General features: G+C 53.5%; 19 protein-coding genes. 10 read left to right on the top strand and 9 right to left on the bottom strand.

Annotated elements, in window-relative coordinates:
* Positions 1–46: 46 nt before the first annotated feature.
* The 3 genes from GVJ63_RS11325 to GVJ63_RS11315 all read right to left on the bottom strand — a co-directional run bounded on the left by GVJ63_RS11325 (position 47) and on the right by GVJ63_RS11315 (position 2045).
* The gene (locus tag GVJ63_RS11325; RefSeq protein ID WP_022624580.1) at positions 47–949 is read right to left on the bottom strand and encodes an alpha/beta hydrolase; all 903 of its coding nucleotides are present in this window, start codon (positions 947–949) and stop codon (positions 47–49) included.
* A 107-nt stretch (positions 950–1056) separates the two neighbouring features.
* Complete coding sequence (locus tag GVJ63_RS11320) at positions 1057–1380, bottom strand: AzlD domain-containing protein (protein WP_010246806.1); 324 nt, start codon at positions 1378–1380, stop codon at positions 1057–1059.
* On the bottom strand, positions 1377–2045 hold the full coding sequence (locus GVJ63_RS11315) for an AzlC family ABC transporter permease (protein ID WP_010246808.1): 669 nt from the start codon (positions 2043–2045) through the stop codon (positions 1377–1379). The genes GVJ63_RS11320 and GVJ63_RS11315 overlap by 4 nt, the downstream gene beginning before the upstream one ends.
* Positions 2046–2156: 111 nt before the next feature.
* On the opposite strand from GVJ63_RS11315, the gene GVJ63_RS11310 reads away from it, so the two are divergent.
* The gene (locus GVJ63_RS11310) at positions 2157–2705 is read left to right on the top strand and encodes a helix-turn-helix domain-containing protein (RefSeq protein WP_159226870.1); all 549 of its coding nucleotides are present in this window, start codon (positions 2157–2159) and stop codon (positions 2703–2705) included.
* On the opposite strand, the gene GVJ63_RS11305 is transcribed toward GVJ63_RS11310, so the two are convergent.
* Positions 2706–3044 (bottom strand): ASCH domain-containing protein, encoded by a 339-nt coding sequence (locus GVJ63_RS11305; protein WP_159226869.1) that lies wholly within the window; start codon positions 3042–3044, stop codon positions 2706–2708.
* Between the two features lie 119 nt (positions 3045–3163).
* Between GVJ63_RS11305 and zigA the strand changes: the two genes are divergently transcribed.
* Together zigA and GVJ63_RS11295 are read left to right on the top strand one after the other, a co-directional pair.
* Positions 3164–4393, top strand: a complete 1230-nt coding sequence (zigA, locus tag GVJ63_RS11300; protein ID WP_159226868.1) for a zinc metallochaperone GTPase ZigA — start codon at positions 3164–3166, stop codon at positions 4391–4393.
* A gap of 92 nt (positions 4394–4485) precedes the next feature.
* On the top strand, positions 4486–5664 hold the full coding sequence (locus GVJ63_RS11295; protein ID WP_159226867.1) for an FAD-binding oxidoreductase: 1179 nt from the start codon (positions 4486–4488) through the stop codon (positions 5662–5664).
* Between the two features lie 3 nt (positions 5665–5667).
* On the opposite strand, the gene GVJ63_RS11290 is transcribed toward GVJ63_RS11295, so the two are convergent.
* On the bottom strand, positions 5668–7038 hold the full coding sequence (locus GVJ63_RS11290; protein ID WP_159226866.1) for an aldehyde dehydrogenase family protein: 1371 nt from the start codon (positions 7036–7038) through the stop codon (positions 5668–5670).
* A gap of 459 nt (positions 7039–7497) precedes the next feature.
* On the opposite strand from GVJ63_RS11290, the gene GVJ63_RS11285 reads away from it, so the two are divergent.
* From GVJ63_RS11285 to GVJ63_RS11275, 3 genes are all read left to right on the top strand, one after another.
* Positions 7498–8427: a RepB family plasmid replication initiator protein gene (locus GVJ63_RS11285; RefSeq protein ID WP_010246820.1), complete on the top strand. Its 930-nt coding sequence runs from the start codon at positions 7498–7500 to the stop codon at positions 8425–8427.
* Positions 8428–10230: 1803 nt separating this feature from the next.
* Entirely contained in the window at positions 10231–11430 is a 1200-nt protein-coding gene (locus tag GVJ63_RS11280; protein WP_010246822.1) for an AAA family ATPase, read from the top strand.
* Positions 11431–11437: 7 nt separating this feature from the next.
* Positions 11438–12409, top strand: a complete 972-nt coding sequence (locus GVJ63_RS11275) for a ParB family protein (protein ID WP_010246824.1) — start codon at positions 11438–11440, stop codon at positions 12407–12409.
* A 1144-nt stretch (positions 12410–13553) separates the two neighbouring features.
* Here the strand turns inward: GVJ63_RS11275 and GVJ63_RS11270 are convergent.
* The 4 genes from GVJ63_RS11270 to GVJ63_RS11255 are packed head-to-tail and all read right to left on the bottom strand — an operon-like array spanning position 13554 to position 17523.
* Positions 13554–14564, bottom strand: coding sequence for a transketolase family protein (locus GVJ63_RS11270; RefSeq protein WP_159226865.1), 1011 nt, complete (start codon positions 14562–14564; stop codon positions 13554–13556).
* A 1-nt stretch (position 14565) separates the two neighbouring features.
* Positions 14566–15408 (bottom strand): transketolase, encoded by an 843-nt coding sequence (locus GVJ63_RS11265; protein ID WP_060679379.1) that lies wholly within the window; start codon positions 15406–15408, stop codon positions 14566–14568.
* 12 nt (positions 15409–15420) lie between these two features.
* Entirely contained in the window at positions 15421–16719 is a 1299-nt protein-coding gene (locus GVJ63_RS11260) for an MFS transporter (RefSeq protein ID WP_010246829.1), read from the bottom strand.
* Positions 16720–16773: 54 nt separating this feature from the next.
* Complete coding sequence (locus GVJ63_RS11255) at positions 16774–17523, bottom strand: SDR family NAD(P)-dependent oxidoreductase (protein WP_022624571.1); 750 nt, start codon at positions 17521–17523, stop codon at positions 16774–16776.
* Between the two features lie 197 nt (positions 17524–17720).
* Here GVJ63_RS11255 and GVJ63_RS11250 point away from each other — a divergent pair, with 197 nt between their 5' ends.
* The 4 genes from GVJ63_RS11250 to GVJ63_RS11235 all read left to right on the top strand — a co-directional run bounded on the left by GVJ63_RS11250 (position 17721) and on the right by GVJ63_RS11235 (position 22696).
* Positions 17721–18623, top strand: coding sequence for a LysR substrate-binding domain-containing protein (locus tag GVJ63_RS11250; RefSeq protein ID WP_010246833.1), 903 nt, complete (start codon positions 17721–17723; stop codon positions 18621–18623).
* A 199-nt stretch (positions 18624–18822) separates the two neighbouring features.
* Positions 18823–20274, top strand: a complete 1452-nt coding sequence (locus tag GVJ63_RS11245) for a sugar porter family MFS transporter (RefSeq protein WP_022624569.1) — start codon at positions 18823–18825, stop codon at positions 20272–20274.
* A gap of 343 nt (positions 20275–20617) precedes the next feature.
* A complete protein-coding gene (gene pagP / locus GVJ63_RS11240; RefSeq protein ID WP_010246837.1) occupies positions 20618–21178 on the top strand; it encodes a lipid IV(A) palmitoyltransferase PagP in 561 nt (186 codons plus the stop codon).
* Between the two features lie 18 nt (positions 21179–21196).
* The gene (locus GVJ63_RS11235; protein WP_159226864.1) at positions 21197–22696 is read left to right on the top strand and encodes an alpha/beta fold hydrolase; all 1500 of its coding nucleotides are present in this window, start codon (positions 21197–21199) and stop codon (positions 22694–22696) included.
* Positions 22697–22710 lie beyond the last annotated feature (14 nt).

Raw genomic sequence — 22710 nt, 5'->3', positions numbered from 1 at the left:
CGGGCAGGTGATGAAACGCCATCATGCCGCGATGCCCGGTCAGATATCAATCCCGGCTACCGGAAACTATTTCCAGCGTATCCACCAGCGATGAGGGTAATATCTGGCCGTGACTCTGACCGGGATAACGCGTCAGAATCAGTCTGGCACCGCTCGGGCGCAGGATGTCGGTAAGCGCACGCTCTTCCTGCTGAAGATCGTCAGAGTGGCCGGTTCGGCGTTCGGTAATGCCATCGCCCTCCATCAGATAGAGCGACAAATGTTTGAGCGGTCCGGCGTCGGCGCGTCGGGCCAGGGTAAGAATGCGCTGATGATTCCAGCTCAGCGAGGGAGCAGCCGAAAAGTAATGGCTGAACCAGGCGGCATGAAAGAAGGTATCCAGCACGAACAGTCCGCCGTAGGAGTGCCCCCAGAGCGCACGCCGCTGCGGATTACTGGGCGCAAGACGTTCTGCCCACGGGACAATGGTGTTCAGCAGCAGCTGACGAAACTGATGGCTGCCTCCGCCTTTGCGGCCATGAGGCTGAGTGACCAGAGTATCAGGCGCATCATTGGGTGGGGTGTAGTCGTAATTACGCGCCACCACATCAAAGGGCAAATGGGTGTCGTAACCCACCGCGACCAGCACTGGCGGCGTGCCGCTGCTCAGCTTTTTAAGCAGAGGTTCTGTCAAATGTGCCATCGCCGCATTGCCATCCAGTAGCCAGAGCACCGGATAGCCGCCTGGCGGCGCATCGCTTTTGGGGATAGCAAGCCACACCCGATAGTGCCGTTCCCCATCCTGTGAGACAAACTTTTTACTCTGGAAGCGATACCAGGCGGAGCCTGTGTCGGCGATGTTCTTGCCCAGCGGACGCATATCGGGTCGGGCAATAGCCGGAACGGCGGTTAAACCGGCTGTCATCACGGTCAGCAGCATCAGGAGGAAACAGGTACGGATAGTGTTCATTCAGCAATCCCTGCAAGGTTATCGGGCTAATCACGCCTGAGAGAGTGCCATCCTGACAAATTTTCACTGCGATAACATCCCCGCTTTTGCCGGGGTTAATAACATCCTCAGGGCACGCCGAGAAAACGCAACAGCGCCGTCATCGCCGCCGCCCCCAGAATAATCATAATCAGCGGCGCACGACGCCACGCCAGCAACAGGGCAAAGCCCACGCCCGCCACCCGTGCCACACCGGCAAAATGCTGGCCTTCAAACAGCGTGGTGGTGGCCGCTACCGCCAGCAGCAATATCGTGGCGGCGTCGGAGAGCATCTGCTGGGTGCGCTCGCTGATCGGCAGACGGTTTCCCAGCCTGACGCCTGCAAACCGCATCAGATAGGTTCCGGCAGCCAGCAGGGCAATCCCGGCGATAATCATTCCCTGATGTGTCATTTGCGCGATCTCCATGTCAGCAGGCCCAGCAGTGAAAACAGCACCGGCATGCCCGCCGGAACCAGTGGCGTCGCCAGCAAGGAGAGCAGCGCGCCGACGGTCGCGGGGATCCGGGTGCGTCGCTGGCGCAGCGCCGGGAAGATCAGAGCAATCAGGATCGCCGGAAACACCGCATCCAGTCCGATCACCGAGACATCAGGAATAAACTGCCCGATTGCTGCCCCGATCATGACGCTGACCGGCCATATCAAGCCGATACCGATACCGCACAGCCAGTAAGCACTGCGGCGCTGCGCCAGTTGCGGCTGAGAGATCCCAAACACCACACTTTCATCGTTCATGATGTGACAGCCCAGCCAGCCTGACGGACCCTGCCCCACCAGATCCTTGACCGCGATGCCAAACGGCAAATGACGTGCGTTTACCAGCAGGCCCGCTGCGGCGGCGGTAAATGGACTGCCGCCACCGGCCACAATGCCGATAAACAGGAACTCCGACGCCCCCGCCAGCACCAGCGTTGAGAGCGCCAGCGGCACCCAGAGCGGAAACCCGTCGGCCGACGCCAGCGAGCCATAGGATAAACCAACAATTCCATCAGCCAGGCAGACCAGAAAAATCGCTTTGATCACCCCTTTGTCCAGCAACTGCATTTGCGGAAAAAGCATCACTCTGTCTCATAATGAACATATAATCCGATATAATGAACACTGCGAAAACGTTTTACAAGATGAACGTTATGTTCGATATAAAAAACATTCAGGTTATCAGGAGTGCGTTTGAATACCCCTATCAGCATTATTGCCAATGCCTTAGTACGTGAACGCCAGCGAGCCGGTCTTTCACTGGCTGAAGTGGCGCGCCGCGCAGGGATCGCTAAATCTACGCTGTCACAGCTGGAAGCGGGTAATGGCAATCCGGGCATTGAAACCCTGTGGTCGCTTTGCGTAACACTGAACATTCCATTTTCACGTCTGCTGGAGCCGGATGCGCTTCGTCTGCAGGTGATTCGGCGTGGAGAGGGCCTGACGGTTACCGCCGATCTTGCCGATTATCAGGCCGTTTTGCTGGCCTCCTGCCCGCCCGGCGTTCGGCGTGATATCTATCTGCTGGAAGTTCAGCCCGGCAGCGAACGCATTTCCCAGCCCCATATCCCCAATACCATTGAGCATATTATTATCGCTAAAGGGCGTGCGCTGGTGGGCCCGGTCGACAGTGCGGTGGAGCTGGATGTGGGGGATTACATTACCTATCCGGGCGATGAGCTGCATATCTTTCGGGCGCTGGAAGCCGATACGATGGCGCTGCTGGTGATTGAGCACAGCTGATCACTGTTTAGTGAGCTTCTGCAGGGTTTCTGCGGGCGTGAGGTGAGTGATTAGCTGCACCTCACTGCTCAGCCTGATCTCCGGATAGTGCTCGCGCATCCCTTCCAGCAGCACCTCATCAGGCCATTCCTCCTGTTTCCCCTGTGTCGCGGCGACTTCGCTTAAGCGCAGCGTGTCGACCTGCTTCACCCACACGATTACCGCGTCCGCTTCATCGTGCTGATTCACCAGTCTCAGCGGACCCATAGTGATATCGCCCTCCTGCCAGCGAATCGTCGAGGTTTTCTCTCCGGACCTGACGGCTGGCATCAGACGCGGGACAAGCGTGAGTTGTTGCATTTCCACTCCCTTTTAAACGCTCATTGATACCCGCAACAAAAACACAAATCAGGATTGAAAACAAACTCACTAATGTTATGTTATAACGTATCTATAATCCCGTTCTTACAGGTAACATCATGACACTCTCTGCTCTGACATCCGACGATCCCCGTCTGCCGGTTGCCGTTCTCTCCGGCTTTCTCGGTGCCGGTAAAACTACCCTGCTTAATCATATTCTGAACAACCGCAAAGGACGGCGGATCGCGGTGATCGTCAATGATATGTCTGAAATTAATATTGACGCTGCGCTGGTGCGCGATGGCGGCGCGCAGCTCTCCCGCACCGATGAAAAGCTGGTCGAAATGAGTAACGGCTGCATCTGCTGCACGTTGCGTGAAGATCTGCTGCTGGAGGTAAAACGTCTGGCTCAGGCCGGGCGTTTCGATCACCTGGTGATTGAGTCTACCGGCATTTCTGAACCGTTGCCGGTTGCCGAAACCTTTACGTTTGAAGATGAAGCGGGTGAAAGTCTGTCAGCCTATGCCCGGCTGGACAGTATGATCACCGTGGTCGATGGCTTTAACTTCCTGCGCGATTATCGTTCAGCCGATGATCTGCAGTCACGTGGCGAATCGCTGGGCGCGCAGGATGAGCGCTCAGTGGTTGATCTACTGGTGGATCAGATTGAGTTTTGTGATTTGCTGGTGCTGAACAAAACGGACCTGCTCAGCCCGGCGCAGCTGCACCAGTTGAAGGGCATGCTGCAGGCGCTTAATCCGCACGCGCTTATTGTAAACAGTGAGTTTGGGCAGGTTTCGCTGGACTGCCTGCTGAATACCGGCCGGTTTGATTTTGACCGGGCAGCGCAGGCACCCGGCTGGCTGCAGACCCTGCGCGGTGAGCATCAGCCGGAATCGGAGGAGTATGGCATTCGTAACTTTGTCTATCGCGCCCGTCGTCCGTTCCATCCGCAGCGTTTCTGGCATGCAGTAAACCACCAGCTTGACGGCGTTATCCGCTCTAAAGGCTACTTCTGGCTGGCCAGTCGGCCGGAATATGCCGCAATGTGGTCGCAGGCGGGCGCGGTGGCACGTCAGGGTTATGCCGGGCGCTGGTGGGTCAGCGTGCCGCGAACTGAATGGCCACAGGATGCAGATTCGCTCAACTTTATCGCTGAACAGTGGCAGGAAGGTACCGGCGATGCGCGCCAGGAACTGGTCTTTATCGGCATTGAGATGGACGAGAAGAGCGTCCGTGCCGCGCTGGATCATGCGCTGCTGACACCACAGGAGATGGCTGCGGGGCCTGAACAGTGGATCACCCTGGCCGATCCGGTGCCCGCATGGTTCGATGAAACCACCGCCTGACGCTGCGGTTGACGTACTTCTTTGACTTCGCAATAGTAAACGAACCGGCGGGTAGCAGTTTTCCACTAATCCCTGTTCAGGAGAGACCAGATATGCCACAACGTATTGCCGTAATCGGTGCAGGCGTGCTGGGTTTAGCCGTCGCGCAGTCATTGTCGCGACGGGGCGCACAGGTCACCGTCTTCGATAAAAACTATCCTGGCAGCGGAACCAGTCAGATCAGCTATGCCTGGGTCAATGCCAACGGCAAAGAACCCACCAGCTACCATGATCTTAATGCCCATGCGATAGACGAGCACAAGCGCTGGCAGGCAAGCCATCCTGCATCACCCCGATGGCTGCTGGAAACCGGCACGCTTGAGTGGGCGGCCGATGAATCATCCCTGCGCCAGCTGGCGCAGCGCGCAGCAAAGCTTACGACGCTCGATTACCCCGTAGAGAAACGTAGCCGCGCCGCACTTCTGGGTGCAATGCCCGAGTTGCGGCTTGATCCCCGCGTTCAGCACGCCTGGTCTTTCCCGTCGGAGTGTCTGCTTTATCCGAGCCTGTTTATCGCCTCTCTGCTGGCAGAGCTGCGTACCAGTGGCGGGCAGCTGGTCTGCAACAATGAAGTGACGACGCTGACTGAATCGGCGCAGGATGTCCATCTTACGCTGGCCAGTGGGGATGAATGGCGCGGCGATCAGCTGGTGCTGGCGACCGGCCGCTGGGCACCGGAACTGATAAGCCAGTGCGGGCTTGAACTGGCGATGACCGATGCGAACCGCGCCGATCCTGTTGCCTGCAGTTTTCTGGCGCAGACGCAGCCTCTGCCGATCCCACTTAAATGCAATCTGATTACCCCGGAACTGAATGTGCGGCCGGATGGTGGCGGCCGCCTGATGCTGCAGGCGCTGGATCTGGATCAGCATGCCGATCCGGCGCGGCCGGTCTCGCCGGATGGACTGATTGGCAAAGAGATGCTGCGTCGATTGCGGCGGCTGTTTAGAAATACGGAAGGCGCGAGAATTGAGCGGATTGAAACAGGACAGCGGTCGCGTCCGGCAGATGGCTTGCCGGCATTAGGCTACATCAGCGAGTCAGCACGCGTTTATCTGATGGTAAGCCATAGCGGCATGACACTTGCCCCATTGCTGGGCAGGCTGGTGGCTGAGGAGATGCTGAGCGGCACAGCGTCACCAATGCTGAGTGCGTTTGCACCGCATCGGTTGCTGAGTCCGCTCAGTGCAGTCGCTAAAACAGCGCCCGCTTATCTTCCGTCGGCACAGTAAACACTAGCGACGATTCTTCCACACGGTCTGCACGTTACAGAATTCGTGCACACCAAAGTGCGACAGCTCACGGCCGTAGCCGCTTTTCTTCACACCACCGATGGTAACGCGCGGATCGGACGCGCCGTTGCCATTAATAAACACAGCACCGACTTCCAGCTGGAGCGCCAGACGATCGGCAATCTCTTCATTACCGCTCCAGACGGTGGCGCTGAGGCCAAATTCGCTGTCGTTGGCGATCTCCAGCGCATGTTGTGGATCCCTTGCGACCGCAATAGCGGCTACCGGGCCAAACAGCTCCTGCCTGAACGCGGTCATGTCGCTGGTGACATCAGCGAGAATGGTCGGCGCGTAGTAGTTACCCTGCCCTGCCACTTTCTCGCCGCCCAGTACCAGACGTGCACCTTCACGCAGCGTGGCCTTTACCTGTCCATCCAGTTCGTCACGCAGATCGGCGCGTGCCATCGGGCCCAGGAAGGTATTTTCATCCAGCGGATTGCCCATGGTGAGTGCCTGGACCGCGGCAGTGAAGCGTTTTTCAAATTCTTCAGCGATCGGAGCTTCCAAAATAAAGCGTTTGGCAGCCATACACACCTGTCCGGTATTCTGGAAACGTCCAATAACGGCTGATTTAACCGCTTCATCAAGATCGGCATCCGCCAGCACGATAAAGGGATCGGATCCACCCAGCTCCAGCACGGTTTTCTTAAGTGCTGCGCCCGCCTGTGCGGCGATCGCGGCGCCAGCCCGGACACTTCCGGTAACGGCAACGGCGGCAATACGGTCATCTTTGATGGCTACGGAGACACCATCATTGTCAACGTTGATCAGGTTAAAGCCGCCAGCAGGCAGATCGGTTGCCCTGAACAGCTCAGCCATCAGTGTGGCGCTTCCCATGACGTTAGGCGCGTGTTTGAGCAGATAGGTGTTGCCTGCCAGCAACATACTCACTGCGCCCCGCAGAACCTGCCACAAGGGGAAATTCCATGGCATTACAGCCAGGATCACCCCGATGGGACGGAATCGCTGCCACGCATCGGCAATCTGCGTAGGCTGATCGGCCAGCATTGCAGGGCCATGTTCCGCATACCAGTCGCATAAGTTAGCGCATTTCAGAACTTCAGCGCGTGCCTGTGCAATGGGTTTACCCATCTCCAGGGTGATCATGCGGGAAAGATCCTGCTCACGCAGACGGATCTGTTCGCCAAGCTGACGCAATACGCGAATGCGGTCCGTCATGGTGCTCTGTTTCCATGCTGCAAAAGCAGATGCGCTTTCAGTCAGTGTCTGTTCCAGCTCTGCACTATTCTGCAAAGGATAGCGTGCCAGAATTTCACCAGTTGTGGGGTTACGTGATAGGGCATGTTCAGTCATGGTGCCGTATTCCTCATTCTGTCAGTGATGGAGAGACGATACGCGCTGTAGTTGATGATGAAAAATGAATAATAGTGAGGAAGTTGTTTATCGATTGAGAATGAATGCGGCTATGACCGATTAGTCGGTCAGGCAGTGGGCAGATTGCGGGCCAGTTTTTGCTGGTGGTCAACACGTCTGAAAATGATGTTACGCCTTAAGTTTTCCACTTATACAGTGACCAGATCCTAATAAACGATCCTTAATAGATCATATAGAGATCCTAAGAGATCCCCGATCGTCGCAGGCCGCACCCCACAAGGGCTGAAAGGGTGATCGCGTTCACTATAATCAGTAAAGTGTTCACTGTAATCAGTACTTTATTCACTGTACCTGGTAGAATGTTCACTGTAAACAGTGCTAATGTTCACTGTAGTCAGAAAACGATCCCTTTCATCCACAGAATGAAGATCTTACGCCATGGCAGATAAAGACAACGAAAACAAAGCGTTACTTGAACCTTTTCTGTCAGTGACAAAAAACAGCGGTGAAGTTATTCAGCTTCATCCCAACAAGAATAATACCGTTCAGCCTGTCGCTTTAATGCGTCTTGGGCTGTTCGTGCCGACGTTGAAATCTACTGCACGCGGTAAATCCGGTGCTATGGCATCAACGGATGCGACGAAAGAGCTGAAGAATCTGACGCTGGTGAAAGCGGAAGGCTACGAAAAGATTACCATTACCGGCGCGCGGCTGGATATGGATAACGATTTCAAAACCTGGGCGGGTATTATTCAATCGTTTTCCCGCTATCCGACCAAAGGCGATACCGTCACGCTGCCGTTTATCGATTTTGTGAAGATGTGTGGCATTCCCTCTGCCAACTCTTCAGCTGCCCTGCGCAAGCGTCTTGATGCCTCTCTGCGCCGTATCGCGACCAATACGCTCTCTTTTGAAGGTAACGGCAAGGCCTATCATACCCACCTTGTTCAGTCTGCTTATTACGATCGCGAAAAAGATATTGTGCGCATCCAGGCCGACCCCAAGCTGTTCGAACTCTATAACTTCGACCACAAGGTCCTGCTTCAGCTCCGTGCAATATCCCGTCTGAAGCGTAAAGAGTCTGCGCAGGCGCTTTACACTTTCCTGGAAAGCCTGCCAACCAATCCGGCGCCTATCTCGCTTGCACGCCTGCGTATGCGCCTGAACCTCGGCTCTAAAACCACCACGCAGAACCATGTCGTGCGGCGCGCGATGGAGCAGCTGAAAGAGATCGGTTATCTGGATTATTCAGAAGTGAAGCGTGGCCGCTCAGTCTTTTTTATTATCCACAGCCGTACGCCTAAGCTCGATGGCATCAGTAATCTTGAGAGCATCGATTCGCTGGATGAGATCGAGTTTGATGATTAACCCCTCACGTTCACTGTAATCAGTATTCCTGCGTGGCAGTGTCACTTTCTGCGTTACCGGTGACATTGCGCCATCCACTCTTCATTCACTGTAATCAGTACTCCCCAGGGATTCACTGTGATCAGTAACGTTCACTGTAATCAGTATACGGGCCGCCGGGCAAAAGTGTGTTCAGACCCCGTTCCCCTTCATTGTGCCTGATAACAAGAACTTATAAGTAAGTTAGTGCTTACTCTCATATTGGTTAGCACTCACTTATACCGTGTTTACTGATTACAGTGAATGCCCTGACTTCGGTTGGCTAAGCCCCTCTCTGCTGATTACAGTGAATCCTTTTTACTGACTACAGTGAATGCCTTTGCTCTGGCCTGTTCTCAAAGAGCATTACCGACTGGCCAGCAAGTCAGGGCTGGATGCGGTTTACCATGAGGGGTCTGCTCAGCGTGATTCACATGATACGTATGACCTGAATGACACACGTAACCAGAGAGAGCAGCGTGACACTGTTACTGATTACAGTGAATGTTTGCTGATGGGCACTACCCTCGCCTCACCATTGAATCTCTTTAACGGCTTTCCGAATCGCTACTGATTACAGTGAACGTTGTTGCCAGATGTCCGGTCTGAAGCGAGTCATAACTGCCATGGCGAGATGCTAATCTTGTACTGATTACAGTGAACGTTCTGCTGATTACAGTGAATGTTTGCTGCGGTGTACCTGAAGGCATCGTGCATTCTACTGATTACAGTGAACGTTAAAGTGAACCTGCTGACGGCATTGCTGATGTATGCGATACGGGGCTGGTGCATGACTGGCTGAAGGGCGACAGAAGAAGACGTTGCTCGCATGGCCTGAGTCTTTCACGACCACGTCGGCACACTCTGATGCAGAACAGAATCGCCTCTGTCTTCTTACTGCTATCTACTGACTCATATTACGACCCCGTCGGCACGCGCTGATGCAGAACAGAATCGCTTCTGTCTACTTACTGCTAACCAGGAACTACTGACTACAGTGAATGTTTGCGCGGTTGTTCTCCTTCTAATCCCTCTTCTGTTTGTGATGTTACTGACTATAGTGAATGTTTACTGCTTTCTGGATTTACTGATTACAGTGAACGTTTATGGGCTTTACGCTTCTGTATCGCAGACCAGAGTCGGTTGTGACGTTGCCGGTGTATATTCCCTCTCCAGATTCCGATGCTTTTATCATCCGCTGAAGATTTTTCAACCCATCCTTACTGACTACAGTGAACGTTTACTCTGCCCTGCTCCCTCTTCTGGCTCCTGATCGGCAAGTTTACTGATTACAGTGAACGTCGCTCTTTACTGAGCTGACAACGCAAAACGCTACTGACTATAGTGAATGTTGGAGTGATGCAGTGGCAAAGATCAGTACACCAACCTGCAATTACTGCCTGAAAATCCGTTTATGAATGTATCCATCGCGCTTTCGCCTGCTCCATAAGTCACCGAATGAGACACAAGCTTTACTGACTACAGTGAACGTTTGATCTCTCCAGGGCTGTCTCCTGAGGTCTCCCCTTTCCTGCTCACTGTACCCGGTTTGTCTGATGATTTTTTAAACCTGTTTGCTCACTACAGTGAATGTTCTACTGATTACAGTGAATGCTAACCGCAATTAACCTGCAAAAGTATATTCGGCCAGACGAAATAATGTGATGAAGCTCACCAAAACCTGTGTGGTTACATAAAAACGGAGATTATGTTGAGAAGATAATTTATTGCCTCACGTGCAGGATTTCTGTATAAAGTCATAAATCCTACATGTTTGGAGCAACTATGGCTAATGATGACAAGCAGGTGATGAAGGTTGCGCAGCGTTCAGAACGCATGCTGCTAAGCCTCACCGAGCAAATTCAGGCGCAAAAGCAGGAACTGCATGAAAATACCTACTATCAGGTCTATGCCAAAGCGGCGCTGGCAAAGTTGCCCAAACTGACCCGAGCCAGTGTGGATTACGCAGTCAATGAGATGGAAGAAAGCGGTTATCAATTTGATAAACGTGCGGCCGGTTCTTCCGTTAAATATGCTATGTCGATTCAGAATATTATCGATATCTATCATCATCGTGGCGTGCCGAAGTATCGCGATCGCCATAGTGACGCTTACACCCTGTTTGTCGGTAATCTGAAGGGCGGTGTCTCCAAAACGGTTTCAACCGTCTCGCTGGCACATGCGTTGCGCGCACATCCCCATCTGCTTTTTGAAGATTTGCGCATCCTGGTTATCGACCTTGATCCGCAGTCCTCAGCAACCATGTTTCTGAACCACGAGCGCTCCGTCGGGCTGGTGGAAGCGACTGCGGCGCAGGCAATGCTGCAGAATGTCTCACGAGATGAGCTGGTCAACGAGTTTATCGTTCCGTCGATCATTCCGGGTGTGGATGTGCTGCCAGCATCGATTGATGACGCCTTTATCGCCTCAAGCTGGGATCAGCTTTGTGCTGAGCATCTTCCGCAACAGAACGTTCACGCCGTGTTGTATGACAACGTTATTGCCAAACTGAAAAAAGATTATGACTTTATCTTTATCGACAGCGGCCCGCATCTTGATGCCTTCCTGAAGAATGCGATTGCAGCGTCAGATCTTCTGATGACTCCGGTGCCACCGGCTCAGGTAGACTTTCACTCGACACTGAAATACCTGACTCGTCTTCCGGAACTGATTGCGATTATCGAAGACTCCGGCGCGACCTGTCGGCTGCAGGGTAATATTGGCTTCATGTCGAAGCTCTCCAATAAAGCAGACCACAAACTCTGTCATAGCCTGGCAAAAGAGATTTTTGGTGGCGACATGCTTGATGCTGCCCTTCCCCGCCTTGATGGTTTCGAACGTTGTGGCGAATCCTTTGATACGGTTATCTCCGCCAATCCTTCGACCTACGTCGGCAGCAGCGAAGCGTTGAAGAATGCACGATCCGCCGCAGAAGACTTTGCTAAAGCCGTCTTCGACCGTATCGAATTTATTCGCCTGAACTGAGGTTTGTATGAGCGCAAAAAGAATTACGATTGGCAGAACCTTCAGCCAGACTCCACTGGAAAATGACACGCCAGACAGCCAGCACAACCAGACATTCGTTCTGGCAACGGGCAAGCGCGCCCTGTTTCGCTTTGAACGCATTGCCGCCAGCGACGTTGAAAGCAAAACGTTCGTCACAATGGAAACCAACGGTCGCGATCAGGCAGGCCTGACACCTGATTCGCTGCGCGACATTATCCGGACCATTAAGCTGCAGCAGTTCTTTCCCGCTATTGGCGTGATGCGCGATGACCGCATCGAAATCCTGGATGGCTCACGTCGTCGTGCAGCCGCACTCTACTGCAAAACCGGCCTGGACGTGCTGATCACTGACGCGGCCATCACCGCTGATGAAGCCCGCCGACTGGCGCAGGATATTCAGACGGCACGGGAACACAATCTGCGCGAAGTGGGTATGCGTCTGTTAACACTTAAAGATGGCGGTTTGTCGCAGAAGGAGATTGCTGAAAATCAGGGTTTGTCCCAGGCGAAAGTGACGCGTGCCCTGCAGGCCGCCAGCGTTCCATCAGATTTGATTTCACTTTTTCCTAATCACGCTGAGCTGACCTATCCCGACTATAAAGCGTTGTTACAGGCTGCTGACAAGTTGAGTGAGTCCGGGCAAAGCGTTGAAGCTCTGATCAAATCCATTTCCAGGGAAATTGATGTGGTCTGTGCCCGTGAAGGTCTGGCCGAGGACGAGCTTAAAAATCATATTCTGCGTCTGATTCGACAGGGCAGCCAGACTCTGATCAAAGAACCGGAGAAAGATAAAACCCAGGCGACTGCGCTCTGGTCTTTTGCTGATAAAGATCGGTTCGCCCGAAAAAAGGTACGCGGACGGATGTTCAGTTATGAATTTAACCGGCAGTCGAAAGAGTTGCAGGAAGAGCTGGATAAAGTTATTGCGGAGACCCTGAAAAAATATCTCAACCGTTAACGTATATGCACTCAAATCAGCCAGCGATAAACGCTGGCTTTTTTTTCGATTTTTGTAGCGAGTCGTCGTTAAAAGAGATGGCGGACACCCAAATTTCAGGCTGAAATCGCCAGATTTTTAAGTGTGAATTCCTGCTTAAGATATTGAAATATAATAAATTGCTTTATTATCTCTTGCTGAAAAACTGCATGAAATCGCCACTTCGCTGAACTCTTTCGCCAGATACCCAGGCCCCTTCCAAACCGCACAGGTCACTATAAACAGAGATAACGTTTTTCGTCTGATGCTATCGTTGATGAATCTCATCGCCGTCAGCGCGCATCCGACGGTCAGAATATTGCAAGTAATGATTTCCCGGGGCTGGTTCATTAGTGACCAATCAACTTTACTAAACCTCAGTCACAGCGTACCGGCTTCACACACTCCGCTAATTCCTCTGCTTAGCCTTTCTCCAAACATTAGCCCGCCAGCGATATTTCGTAATTAACTGTTTGTTTTTAGTATAAAAGATTAAAAAATTTCAGCCTGAAATCGCCATGCCTGCAGTTAAACGCTCCCTCCTTTCAGGTCTGAGGGCGAACGGATAAGATCAGAAAAGAGGCGTATCTTAAGAGCAGTAAAGTCCTGAACAGAGAGTGAAAAAAGATACTCAGAAACTATCCCTCACTTATCCACAGAAAAAGTGGATAACTTTTTCTGCGCGATAAAATTTTTTTTGAAGAGATGCGATACAAGATGCAGCTTTGGCAGGGAACTCAATTAAAACCTGATCAGCGCGAAAAGATTGTCACAGTCTGCTCATGACGGAAAGGTAGTTGCATGGCACCAGATTCACTGTGTTAGGTAAAGCAGATGAAATCGACAGCTTACGGTCGAAGAGCTCCTATCGGCCTACCTGATAAAAGGCGATGGCTCACTGCACTGCTGTTTACAGTGAATTGCGAGAAATAACGTCTGTATGGCATTGAACCGTGTTATCAGTGGCTGTTATCGGCATACAGCGTAGTTGCTGATGCGCAGAGAGTGCTGACCACTGCAATCAGTAATCAGACCGATGTGAAGTGACGTAATGCAATGATGATCTTCCACGGCAGTACCGAACCTATGCAGAAGAAAACCGGGCCAGGCCCGGTTTTGATATGAATCAGGCTTCAAGCCAGGCGGTTATTTGCTTAACCATGGCATACGTTGAGATGCCATAACGGTCATGCAGCGTCGGTAGTGCGCCTGCTGCAAGGAAAGCATCCGGCAGCGCAATCTGTTTAAAGCGCGGTGTCACATGGTTTCGCATTAACAGGCCGGCAATAGCTTCGCCTAAGCCACCGGTTATCGAATGATTTTCAGCGGTGATAACCAGCTGGTTATGATGCAGTGCTACTCCCGCCTCACGCAGGATGGTCTCTTCATCCAGAGGCTTAATCATGGGTGAGTGAACCACACCGACCTCAATCCCCTGCTTCTCCAGCGCTTCAGCGGCCTCAAGCGCCCGCATGGTCATCAATCCGCTGCTGATAATAACGGCATGCTTACCGCCGCGCAGGCGCTGAGCCTTACCGTGCTGATAGCGATAGTCATATTTATCCAGCACCAGCGGAACCTTACCGCGCAGCAGGCGCAAATAGACCGGACCCTGATGTTCAGCGATAGCCGGTATCACCTGGCTAATCTCCAGTGCATCGCAGGGATCGATGATAGTCAGGTTCGGCATGCCACGGAAGATTGCCAGGTCATCAGTCGCCTGATGACTCGGACCATAACCGGTGGTCAGGCCCGGCAGTGCGCAGGCGATTTTAACGTTCAGATTCTCTTCGGCGATGGCCATGCAGATAAAATCATAAGCGCGGCGGGAAGCAAAGACGGCATACGTGGTGACAAAAGGCATAAAGCCTTCACGCGCCATGCCCGCTGCGGCGCTCATCAGTAACTGTTCCGCCATGCCCATCTGATAAAAACGTTTCGGAAAAGCCTCTGCGAACAGGTGCAGATCGGTGTATTTACTTAAATCAGCCGTCAGCCCGACCACATCTGAGCGCTGCTCTGCCAGAGAGACCAGGGCATGTCCAAAAGGAGCTGAAACCGTGGGCTGGCCTTCAGCGGCGATCGAGGCGATCATGGCGGATGTGGTCAGACGTTTTTTTTGCGGTTGTGAACTCATCTCAGACTCCTTGCTCAAGTGCAGTCAGGGCTTTGTCCCACTCATTGGCATCGACCCGAATAAAGTGGGTTTTCTCACGACTTTCCAGAAACGGCACCCCTTTGCCCATTCGGGTATCGCAAATGATGACGCGCGGCTGGGGTTCGGGCCAGCTGCGAGCCGCATCAAAGGCGGCCTGCAAAGCAGAGATATCGTTGCCATCAACCCGCTGGGTGTACCAGCCAAAAGCCTGCCAGCGATCCACAATGGGTTCAAAAGCGAGAATCTCACTGCTATGGCCGTCAGCCTGCTGATTGTTGACGTCGATAAGGGCGATCAGGTTATCAAGTTGCCAGTGTGAGGCGGACATTGCCGCTTCCCAGGTAGAGCCTTCATTCAGTTCACCATCTGAAAGCAGGTTATAGACTCGTGCCTGCGAGCCTTTCTGTTTCAGCCCCAGACAGGCACCCACAGCAATACCTAAGCCATGACCCAGTGAACCGCCGGTAATTTCCATGCCTGGGGTATAGGCAGCCATGCCGGACATCGGCAAGCGGCTCTCATCAGTCCCATAAGTTTCCCTTTCTTCTTCAGGTATCACGCCTGCTTCCAGCAAGGCGGCGTAAAGGGCGATAGCGTAATGGCCAATCGACAGATAGAAGCGATCGCGGTCTTCCCACTCAGGTTGATCCGGCCGGTAATTCATGGCGTGGAAATAGCTGACAGCAAGCAAATCGGCGGCACCCAGCGCCTGACCGATATATCCCTGCCCCTGAATCTGCCCCATTAATAAGGCATGGCGGCGAATATTGGTGGCTCGTTGCTGTAATGAGAGCACGTGTGAAGCGTGACGAGAGTCAGTCATATTACCTCCTGATTAACGATTAACGTCCGCTGCCCGGATGCGCAGCACGCATAGCGCGCCACCCAGCAGGACGGCAGCAATAAAGTACATTCCGGAAGCGGGCGTACCGGTTGCGGTGGTGATGGTGCCTATCAGCCACGGTGAGAAAAAACCGGCCAGATTAGCAATGCAGTTCACGGCGGCGATGCCTGCGGCGGCAGAGACGCCACCTAACAGATTGGTCGGCAACATCCAGAACAGCGATGAGGCGGAAAGAATGCCCGCAGCGGCAATACAAAGGGAGAGCAGTGACAGGGAAACGCTATGGCTCAGCAGAGTTGCCAGCGTCAGTCCGGTGAGTCCGATCAGCATTGGAACAATCAGATGCCAGCGGCGTTCACGATAGCGATCGCCACTGCGCCCGGCCAGCAGCATAAAGATAATGGCGCAGAGGTAAGGCAGACTGGTCAGCAGCCCAATATGCAGCGGTTCACTGACGCCTGAGTTTCTCACCAGCGTCGGTAACCAGAACGTCAGGGCGTACTGACCCATCACCACACAGAAGTAGATCAGCGCCAGCAGCCACAGACGACGGTCGGCGACAAAGGCTTTTACCGTGCCATGACAGGCTTTCTGCTGATTATCTTCATCCAGATCGGCACGCACCCGGCGTTTCTCATCTTCGTCCAGCCAATCTGCCTGTTCAACACGATCCTTCAGAACCAGCAGTACCACTAATCCCATAACAAGGGTGGGGATAGCTTCCAGCATAAACATCCACTGCCAGCCTGCCCATCCGTGAAAGCCTGCAAAGGTCGCCATAATCCAGCCTGAGAGCGGGCCGCCAATCATCCCTGAGAGTGGAATGGCGACAAACCAGAGCACGGTCATACGTGCGCGACGGTGTGATGGAAACCAGTAGGTCAGGTAGAGCAGTAAACCTGGCGCAAGACCGGCCTCGGCGACGCCGAGCAGAAAGCGCAGCAGGTAGAACTGCCATGCGGTTTCTACAAAGGCGAACAGGGCTGAGATGATTCCCCATGTGATCATAATGCGGGCAATCCAGCGGCGTGCGCCGACACGGTGCAGGATCAGGTTACTCGGCACCTCAAAGAAGAAGTAGCCGATAAAAAAGATCCCGGCACCCAGTCCATACACGGTTTCGCTGAGAGACAAATCATCCATCATCTGTAATTTAGCGAAGCCCACATTGACGCGATCAAGATAGGCGCAGAGATAACAGAGCATCAGCCAGGGCATCAGGCGCCAGGCAATTTTGCGATAGGTGATATCGCGCGCAGCAGAGGCTGCGCTCAGATTAAGCGTGGTCATGGTGTTCACTCCCGAGGTTAGCCCGCCAGGCGTGCGGGCAGGGAAGGGCGCTATTTAATGGATCAGCATGCCGCCGTTCACATCCAGCGTGATGCCGGTGAGATAACCGGAGAGATCGCTGGCGAGAAACAGCGCAGCGTTGGCGACGTCACTGGCGGACCCAAGGCGTCCGAGCGGAATTCCGTCGAGAATGGCGTGGCGGCGTTCATCCTGTAACAGGCCACCAGTGATGTCCGTCTGGATCAGACCGGGCGTCAGGGCATTAATGCGTATCTGGTCAGGGCCAAATTCGCGCGCCATCGCTTTAGTCAGGCCCAGAACGCCCGCTTTAGCGGCACTGTAGTGCGGGCCACCGAAAATCCCGCCGCCGCGCTGTGCTGAGACCGAGGACAGGCAGATGATGCTGCCGCCTTTCTGCTGCTGCATGGTGGGGATCACCGCCTGAGACATCAGCAGCGTGCCGCGCAGATTGACATCAAGAATACGGTTGTAATCCTCGATGCCGATTTCCAGTGTTTTAACCGGCTGAGTAATACCTGCATTGTTGACCAGCACATCAATACGGCCGAAGTGCTCAAGGACCTGGTCGATGGCACGACGAACAGAGAGGGGATCGGTCACATCGGTGGCCAGGCCGAGATGCCCCTCACCACAAGACTGTGCGCTGGCCTGGGCGGCCTGCAGATCTAAATCGAGCACTACCACGCGCGCACCATGCTGAGCAAAACAGGCGGCTGTTGCCCGGCCAATGCCGCGCTGAGAGGCGGCACCTGTAATAATCGCAACTTTATTTTCGAGTAACATTGTCCACTCCAGAAAAATAATTATTAGTGGTTCGGTATCGCTACCGGCAGGGTCACGATCAGAATTGATAAAGCGGCTAATATTGGCAATGCAAAAAAATTCATTTGATGCTGAATGAATTTGTTGGTTTGATGCAGTTAACAATTCTGCGATTTAAAAATGGGCACACATCACAAAATTCCAGTGTGGAGAGGCGGATGGAAAAGCAGTCTGATCACTTACCTTCGATTAAATCACTGCGGGTTTTTGAGCAGGTGGCCCATTTTGGTAATGTCGCGCGTGCGGCCGAGGAATTAAGTATTACGCCTTCGGCGGCCAGTCATCAGCTGGCAAAACTGGAGCGTGAATTGGGCTGTATTCTGTTTAATCGTTCGGCAAAGGGCGTAGTGCTGACGCTGTCGGGTGAGCACTACCTCAGGGAGATTGGTCCGATACTGCTGAGTCTGACGCAGGCGACTGCACGCATCAGTAACGAGAAAGCCCGCAGCAACCTCAGGATCCACTGCGCGCCCAGTTTCGGTCTGCTGTGGCTGTTGCCGCGCATCCATAAATTTCGCGACAGCTATCCCGAGTTTCAGCTCACGCTCTCCTGCTCTTACGAGAATTTATCTTTCAGCCGCGACAATATTGATATTGCGATACGCCATGGATTCCCGGACTGGAACTCATTCGAGATTAAAACGATCCGCCACGAAAGAATGTCGGTGCTGGCCTCGCCTGAGTATCTGAAAAAGCATCCTGTTAATCAGGCCGCTGATTTAATTCATCATGCGCTGATATTATCGGAGTCGCCGCTTATTCAGTGGCCGCAGTGGTTTGCTTCTCAGCAATTACCTCAGCCAGATAAAGAGTGGTTATTTCGCTTTGATCGCTCTTATATGAGTCTTGAGGCGGCGATGTTAGGCCACGGTCTTATATTTGAAAGTGAATTGCTGGCGGAGGATTATCTGCGCAGTGGAAAACTGGTCAGAGTCTTGTCCGAACAGGAGAGTCTGCCCGTCAGCGCCCATCATCTGGTCTTCCCGCGTGGATTTGCCCAGTTTCCCCGCGTCGCGCATTTCCTGAGCTGGATCCAGCAGGAACTGAAAGTGTTAACCTAATGTTAAAATAACTTTCACGTCGTCATTATTGCGCCGGTTTATTTATCCGGTTAACTATCCCTGTTATAAAAATCGCATTGCTAAAGCTAACTTTTAAATACCGTCTACACTTCTTTACCCACTCGGTAAATATGTTCCATTTCTATTCCGTATGAAATTTAATCAAACGGATGTTTAACTTATTAATGGCAGGGATATTATGAGTACGAATACACCAGACTCTGGTGAAGCGGGCGATCACGCGCCTGCGGATACGGTACGCCAGCGCATTTTTTTAGTGGTACTGGTTGCCACTATGGGCGCGCTGGCTTTTGGTTATGACACCGGGATTATCTCGGGTGCGTTACCCTACATGACCTCACCACCCGATCAGGGTGGACTTGGACTGAACTCATTCACTGAAGGGCTGGTAGCCTCTTCGCTGGTGTTCGGTGCCGCAATCGGCTCTTTCCTGAGTGGTTTCTTCTCTGACCGGTTTGGCCGGCGTATTACCTTACGCAGCCTGGCGGTTATTTTTGTGCTGGGTTCACTGGGAACAGCGCTGGCGCCTTCTGTCAACGTCATGGTGGCAATGCGCTTCCTGCTGGGGATTGCGGTCGGCGGCGGTTCCTCTACCGTGCCGGTGTTTATCGCCGAAATTGCCGGACCGCGCCTGCGTGCGCCGCTGGTCAGCCGCAATGAGCTGATGATCGTTACCGGACAGCTCATTGCTTATGTTGCCAGTACGCTGCTGAGCTATCTGCTGCATGATGAGCACCTGTGGCGCTACATGCTGGCAATTGCCATGGTGCCGGGTCTTTTGCTGTTTATCGGCACGTTCTTCGTTCCCGCCTCTCCACACTGGCTGGTCGCGGAAGGGCGTCTGAAAGAGGCTAAAAAGATCCTGAAGTATCTGCGTGAAACGCCGCGTGAAGTGCGCCATGAGATGGCGCAGATGAAGAAGCAGGCGAGGGCGGCGGAACGTGGGCCGGATGCGAAAACCCTGATCCGTGAGAAGTGGGTGATTCGCCTGATGGTTATCGGCGTCGGGCTGGGCTTTGTCGCCCAGTTCACCGGGGTAAATGGTTTTATGTATTACACCCCGATCATCCTTAAACAGACCGGACTTGGCACCAGCGCCTCGATTGCCGCGACCATCGGTAACGGCGTGGTCTCAGTGGTGGCGGCGATTGTCGGTATCTGGGCGGTTAGTCGCTTCCCGCGCCGGACGATGCTGATTACCGGCCTGTGTCTGGTGGTCGCTTCGCAGATTATGCTGGGCAGCGTGATGACCTTTATCGCTCCCAGCCTGATGCAGAGCTACCTCGCCCTGGCCTGTATTCTGCTGTTCCTGTTCTGCATGCAGATGTGCATCTCCCCGGTCTACTGGCTGATGATGTCGGAGCTGTTCCCGATGCAGCTGCGTGGCGTATTAACCGGCGGCGCTGTCTCACTACAGTGGATCTTTAACGCGATAGTCGCCTTTGGTTTTCCACCGATAATGGAATATGCCGGCAGCACCACCTTCTTTATCTTTGCCGCGATTAATGTCGGGTCGCTGATCTTCGTGATGGCGATGGTGCCAGAGACGCGGGGCAAAAGCCTGGAAGAGATTGAGTCACACATGAAAGAGAAGTTTGGTGAAAAGCCAAAAGAGGCTGAAGCCTCCTGAGTCCCACCGGATTCAGCCCACCGGCTGAATCCGGTTTTACCTCCTTATCGCCTTATCTTGTTACCTCCTTATCTTCTTACTAACCGTTGCACCGCATTTCCCCGTCCTTATCCTCACTAAGTACCATCAGACAACATTCACTGTAATCAGCAATTTTCCCTCGATTAATTTCCATACAGTTCTGGCGATTTCAGGCTGAAATCGCCAGAAACTGACTTAATGAACTGTCGTTATTGTCTTCAGAAATCCCCGGTTAAGCGAAGCATGACCGCTGACAAAGATTGCCTCAGGCTCTGCGCTATACTCATTTTTCATCTGCTCCGCACGCTGACCGGTACGCACTATGAAAATTTCAACCACGACGGCAGTTTTTGCCGCATTGCTGACTGCTGCGCCATTGCATGCTGAAAACACACCAATCTCCTCCTGGTGGAATGGATTCACTGACGATGTTGCGCAGACCTGGAACGCGCCTCAGCATACCGATCTCTACCTGCCATTTATCAGCTGGCACGCCCGCTTTATGTACGACAAAGAAAAAACCGATAACTATAACGAGAATCCCTGGGGAGGCGGTCTGGGCATTTCCCGCTACAGCGACAGCGGCAACTGGAGCGCGCTTTATGCAATGGCTTTCAAAGACTCACACAATGAGTGGCAGCCGATTGTCGGTTATGGCTGGGAGAAGGGCTGGTATCCTGGTTCGAATCAGGACTTTCGTCTTGGCGCGGGATTAACCGCCGGTATCACTGCACGCGAAGATTTTGGTAACTATATTCCGCTACCGATTATTCTGCCGCTGTTCTCTGCCGGTTATAAGGCGCTGAATGTACAGTTCACCTATATTCCGGGCACGTACAATAATGGCAACGTGCTGTTCGCGTGGTTTCGCTATGCATTTTAATTTTTCAGGAAAGGATTTATGACCCGGAGGTGGAAAACCGTCACCCGCAGGCTCTGGCGTCTTGCGATTGTGTCTGGAGTATTGTTACTGCTGCTACTGATTATTCGAATCTATGAAGCGGAGCGCGGGCCGGAGTTACATCGCTGGCACACCTGGGTCCCGCATGAACTGACAGTGGAACAGCTTGATAATGCGACCTATGCCGACTACCTCAAGGCCGAAAATCATCTGTTCGACGAGATGAAGCAGCAGGTCAGCAACCGGCTGGATGCGGAAGATAAAACGCCACTCAACCGATACTATGCTGGCAGCATGATCTATCCGGGGCATTTCGCGCAGGACTGGAACCGTTCCTATATTCTGCAACCGACGGGCAGGCCGCGCGGTGCGGTGGTGCTGTTACATGGACTGACCGACAGTCCTTACAGTCTGCGGCATGTGGCAGAGGCTTACCGTCAGCAGGGTTATGTGGCAGTGGCGATACGGTTACCGGGTCACGGTACGGTGCCTGCGGGTCTGACCGATGTTGACTGGCAGGACTGGATGGCCGCCACACGCCTGGCGGTGCGGGAAGCGACCCGGCTGGCGGGCACGCAGACGCCGCTGCATCTGGTGGGTTTCTCGAACGGCGGGGCGCTGGCGGTAAAATATGCGCTCGACAGCCTGGGCGATCATACGCTGCGTCGTCCGCAGCAGTTGATTCTGTTATCGGCGATGATCGGTGTGACTCGTTTTGCCCGGTTCGCAGGTGTTGCCGGGTTGCCCTCTGTTTTCCCTGCCTTCTCGAAAACGGCCTGGCTGAATATCGTGCCGGAGTTTAATCCGTTTAAATACAACTCTTTTCCGGTTCACGCTGCCCGGCAGACCTATTTGCTGACGCAGGCGCTGCAGAAAGAGATCCTCCAATATGCGCGTAATCAGCAGCTCTCCGGTTTCCCGCCCGTGCTAACCTTTCAGTCGGTCATGGATTCCACCGTCAGTACGCCTTCGGTCATCCGCTCGCTCTATAATTATCTGCCAGTGAACGGCAGCGAACTGGTGCTGTTCGATATCAATCAGGCGGTCAGCGTCAGTCCGTTATTCCGCCACTCCTCATATACCGCGGTTAATCAGCTGTTGCCTGCGGCGCGTCGGAATTACTCATCCACAGTGATCACCAATGCCTCCGCCACCTCACTGGAGATGGTGACGAAAAGCGTTCCCGCGGGAGAGATGCAGGAACGGATTCAGCCGCTGGCAATTGCCTATCCGGCGGGTCTCTACTCACTGTCGCACGTTGCGATTCCATTCCCGGCCGAGGATGGGTTATATGGCAGCGCGCCCGCGCAGAAGAATGAGTTTGGTATCAGTTTTGGGACGTTGTCACTGCGCGGCGAGAGTGCGGTGCTGATTGTCGGGCTGGACTCGATTATGCGCGCCACCTCTAACCCGTTTTATCCTTATATGATTAACCGAATCGATCACCACATCAGTTGTAGCGACAAGCCGCAACTTGCGGCCTGTCTCAGCAGTTTCTGAATCAGTACAGCATC

This window comes from Pantoea sp. 18059, assembly GCF_902706165.1.
GTDB classification, from domain to species: domain Bacteria; phylum Pseudomonadota; class Gammaproteobacteria; order Enterobacterales; family Enterobacteriaceae; genus Pantoea; species Pantoea agglomerans.
This window is presented reverse-complemented; position numbering and strand designations above follow the sequence as displayed.

What these genes read in the sequence shown, in the direction of transcription:
- GVJ63_RS11325 (WP_022624580.1), bottom strand. Translation starts at nt 949, where the DNA reads ATGAACACTATCCGTACCTGTTTCCTCCTGATGCTGCTGACCGTGATG.
- GVJ63_RS11320 (WP_010246806.1), bottom strand. Translation starts at nt 1,380, where the DNA reads ATGACACATCAGGGAATGATTATCGCCGGGATTGCCCTGCTGGCTGCC.
- GVJ63_RS11315 (WP_010246808.1), bottom strand. Translation starts at nt 2,045, where the DNA reads ATGCTTTTTCCGCAAATGCAGTTGCTGGACAAAGGGGTGATCAAAGCG.
- GVJ63_RS11305 (WP_159226869.1), bottom strand. Translation starts at nt 3,044, where the DNA reads ATGCAACAACTCACGCTTGTCCCGCGTCTGATGCCAGCCGTCAGGTCC.
- zigA (WP_159226868.1), top strand. Translation starts at nt 3,164, where the DNA reads ATGACACTCTCTGCTCTGACATCCGACGATCCCCGTCTGCCGGTTGCC.
- GVJ63_RS11295 (WP_159226867.1), top strand. Translation starts at nt 4,486, where the DNA reads ATGCCACAACGTATTGCCGTAATCGGTGCAGGCGTGCTGGGTTTAGCC.
- GVJ63_RS11290 (WP_159226866.1), bottom strand. Translation starts at nt 7,038, where the DNA reads ATGACTGAACATGCCCTATCACGTAACCCCACAACTGGTGAAATTCTG.
- GVJ63_RS11285 (WP_010246820.1), top strand. Translation starts at nt 7,498, where the DNA reads ATGGCAGATAAAGACAACGAAAACAAAGCGTTACTTGAACCTTTTCTG.
- GVJ63_RS11280 (WP_010246822.1), top strand. Translation starts at nt 10,231, where the DNA reads ATGGCTAATGATGACAAGCAGGTGATGAAGGTTGCGCAGCGTTCAGAA.
- GVJ63_RS11275 (WP_010246824.1), top strand. Translation starts at nt 11,438, where the DNA reads ATGAGCGCAAAAAGAATTACGATTGGCAGAACCTTCAGCCAGACTCCA.
- GVJ63_RS11270 (WP_159226865.1), bottom strand. Translation starts at nt 14,564, where the DNA reads ATGAGTTCACAACCGCAAAAAAAACGTCTGACCACATCCGCCATGATC.
- GVJ63_RS11265 (WP_060679379.1), bottom strand. Translation starts at nt 15,408, where the DNA reads ATGACTGACTCTCGTCACGCTTCACACGTGCTCTCATTACAGCAACGA.
- GVJ63_RS11260 (WP_010246829.1), bottom strand. Translation starts at nt 16,719, where the DNA reads ATGACCACGCTTAATCTGAGCGCAGCCTCTGCTGCGCGCGATATCACC.
- GVJ63_RS11255 (WP_022624571.1), bottom strand. Translation starts at nt 17,523, where the DNA reads ATGTTACTCGAAAATAAAGTTGCGATTATTACAGGTGCCGCCTCTCAG.
- GVJ63_RS11250 (WP_010246833.1), top strand. Translation starts at nt 17,721, where the DNA reads ATGGAAAAGCAGTCTGATCACTTACCTTCGATTAAATCACTGCGGGTT.
- GVJ63_RS11245 (WP_022624569.1), top strand. Translation starts at nt 18,823, where the DNA reads ATGAGTACGAATACACCAGACTCTGGTGAAGCGGGCGATCACGCGCCT.
- pagP (WP_010246837.1), top strand. Translation starts at nt 20,618, where the DNA reads ATGAAAATTTCAACCACGACGGCAGTTTTTGCCGCATTGCTGACTGCT.
- GVJ63_RS11235 (WP_159226864.1), top strand. Translation starts at nt 21,197, where the DNA reads ATGACCCGGAGGTGGAAAACCGTCACCCGCAGGCTCTGGCGTCTTGCG.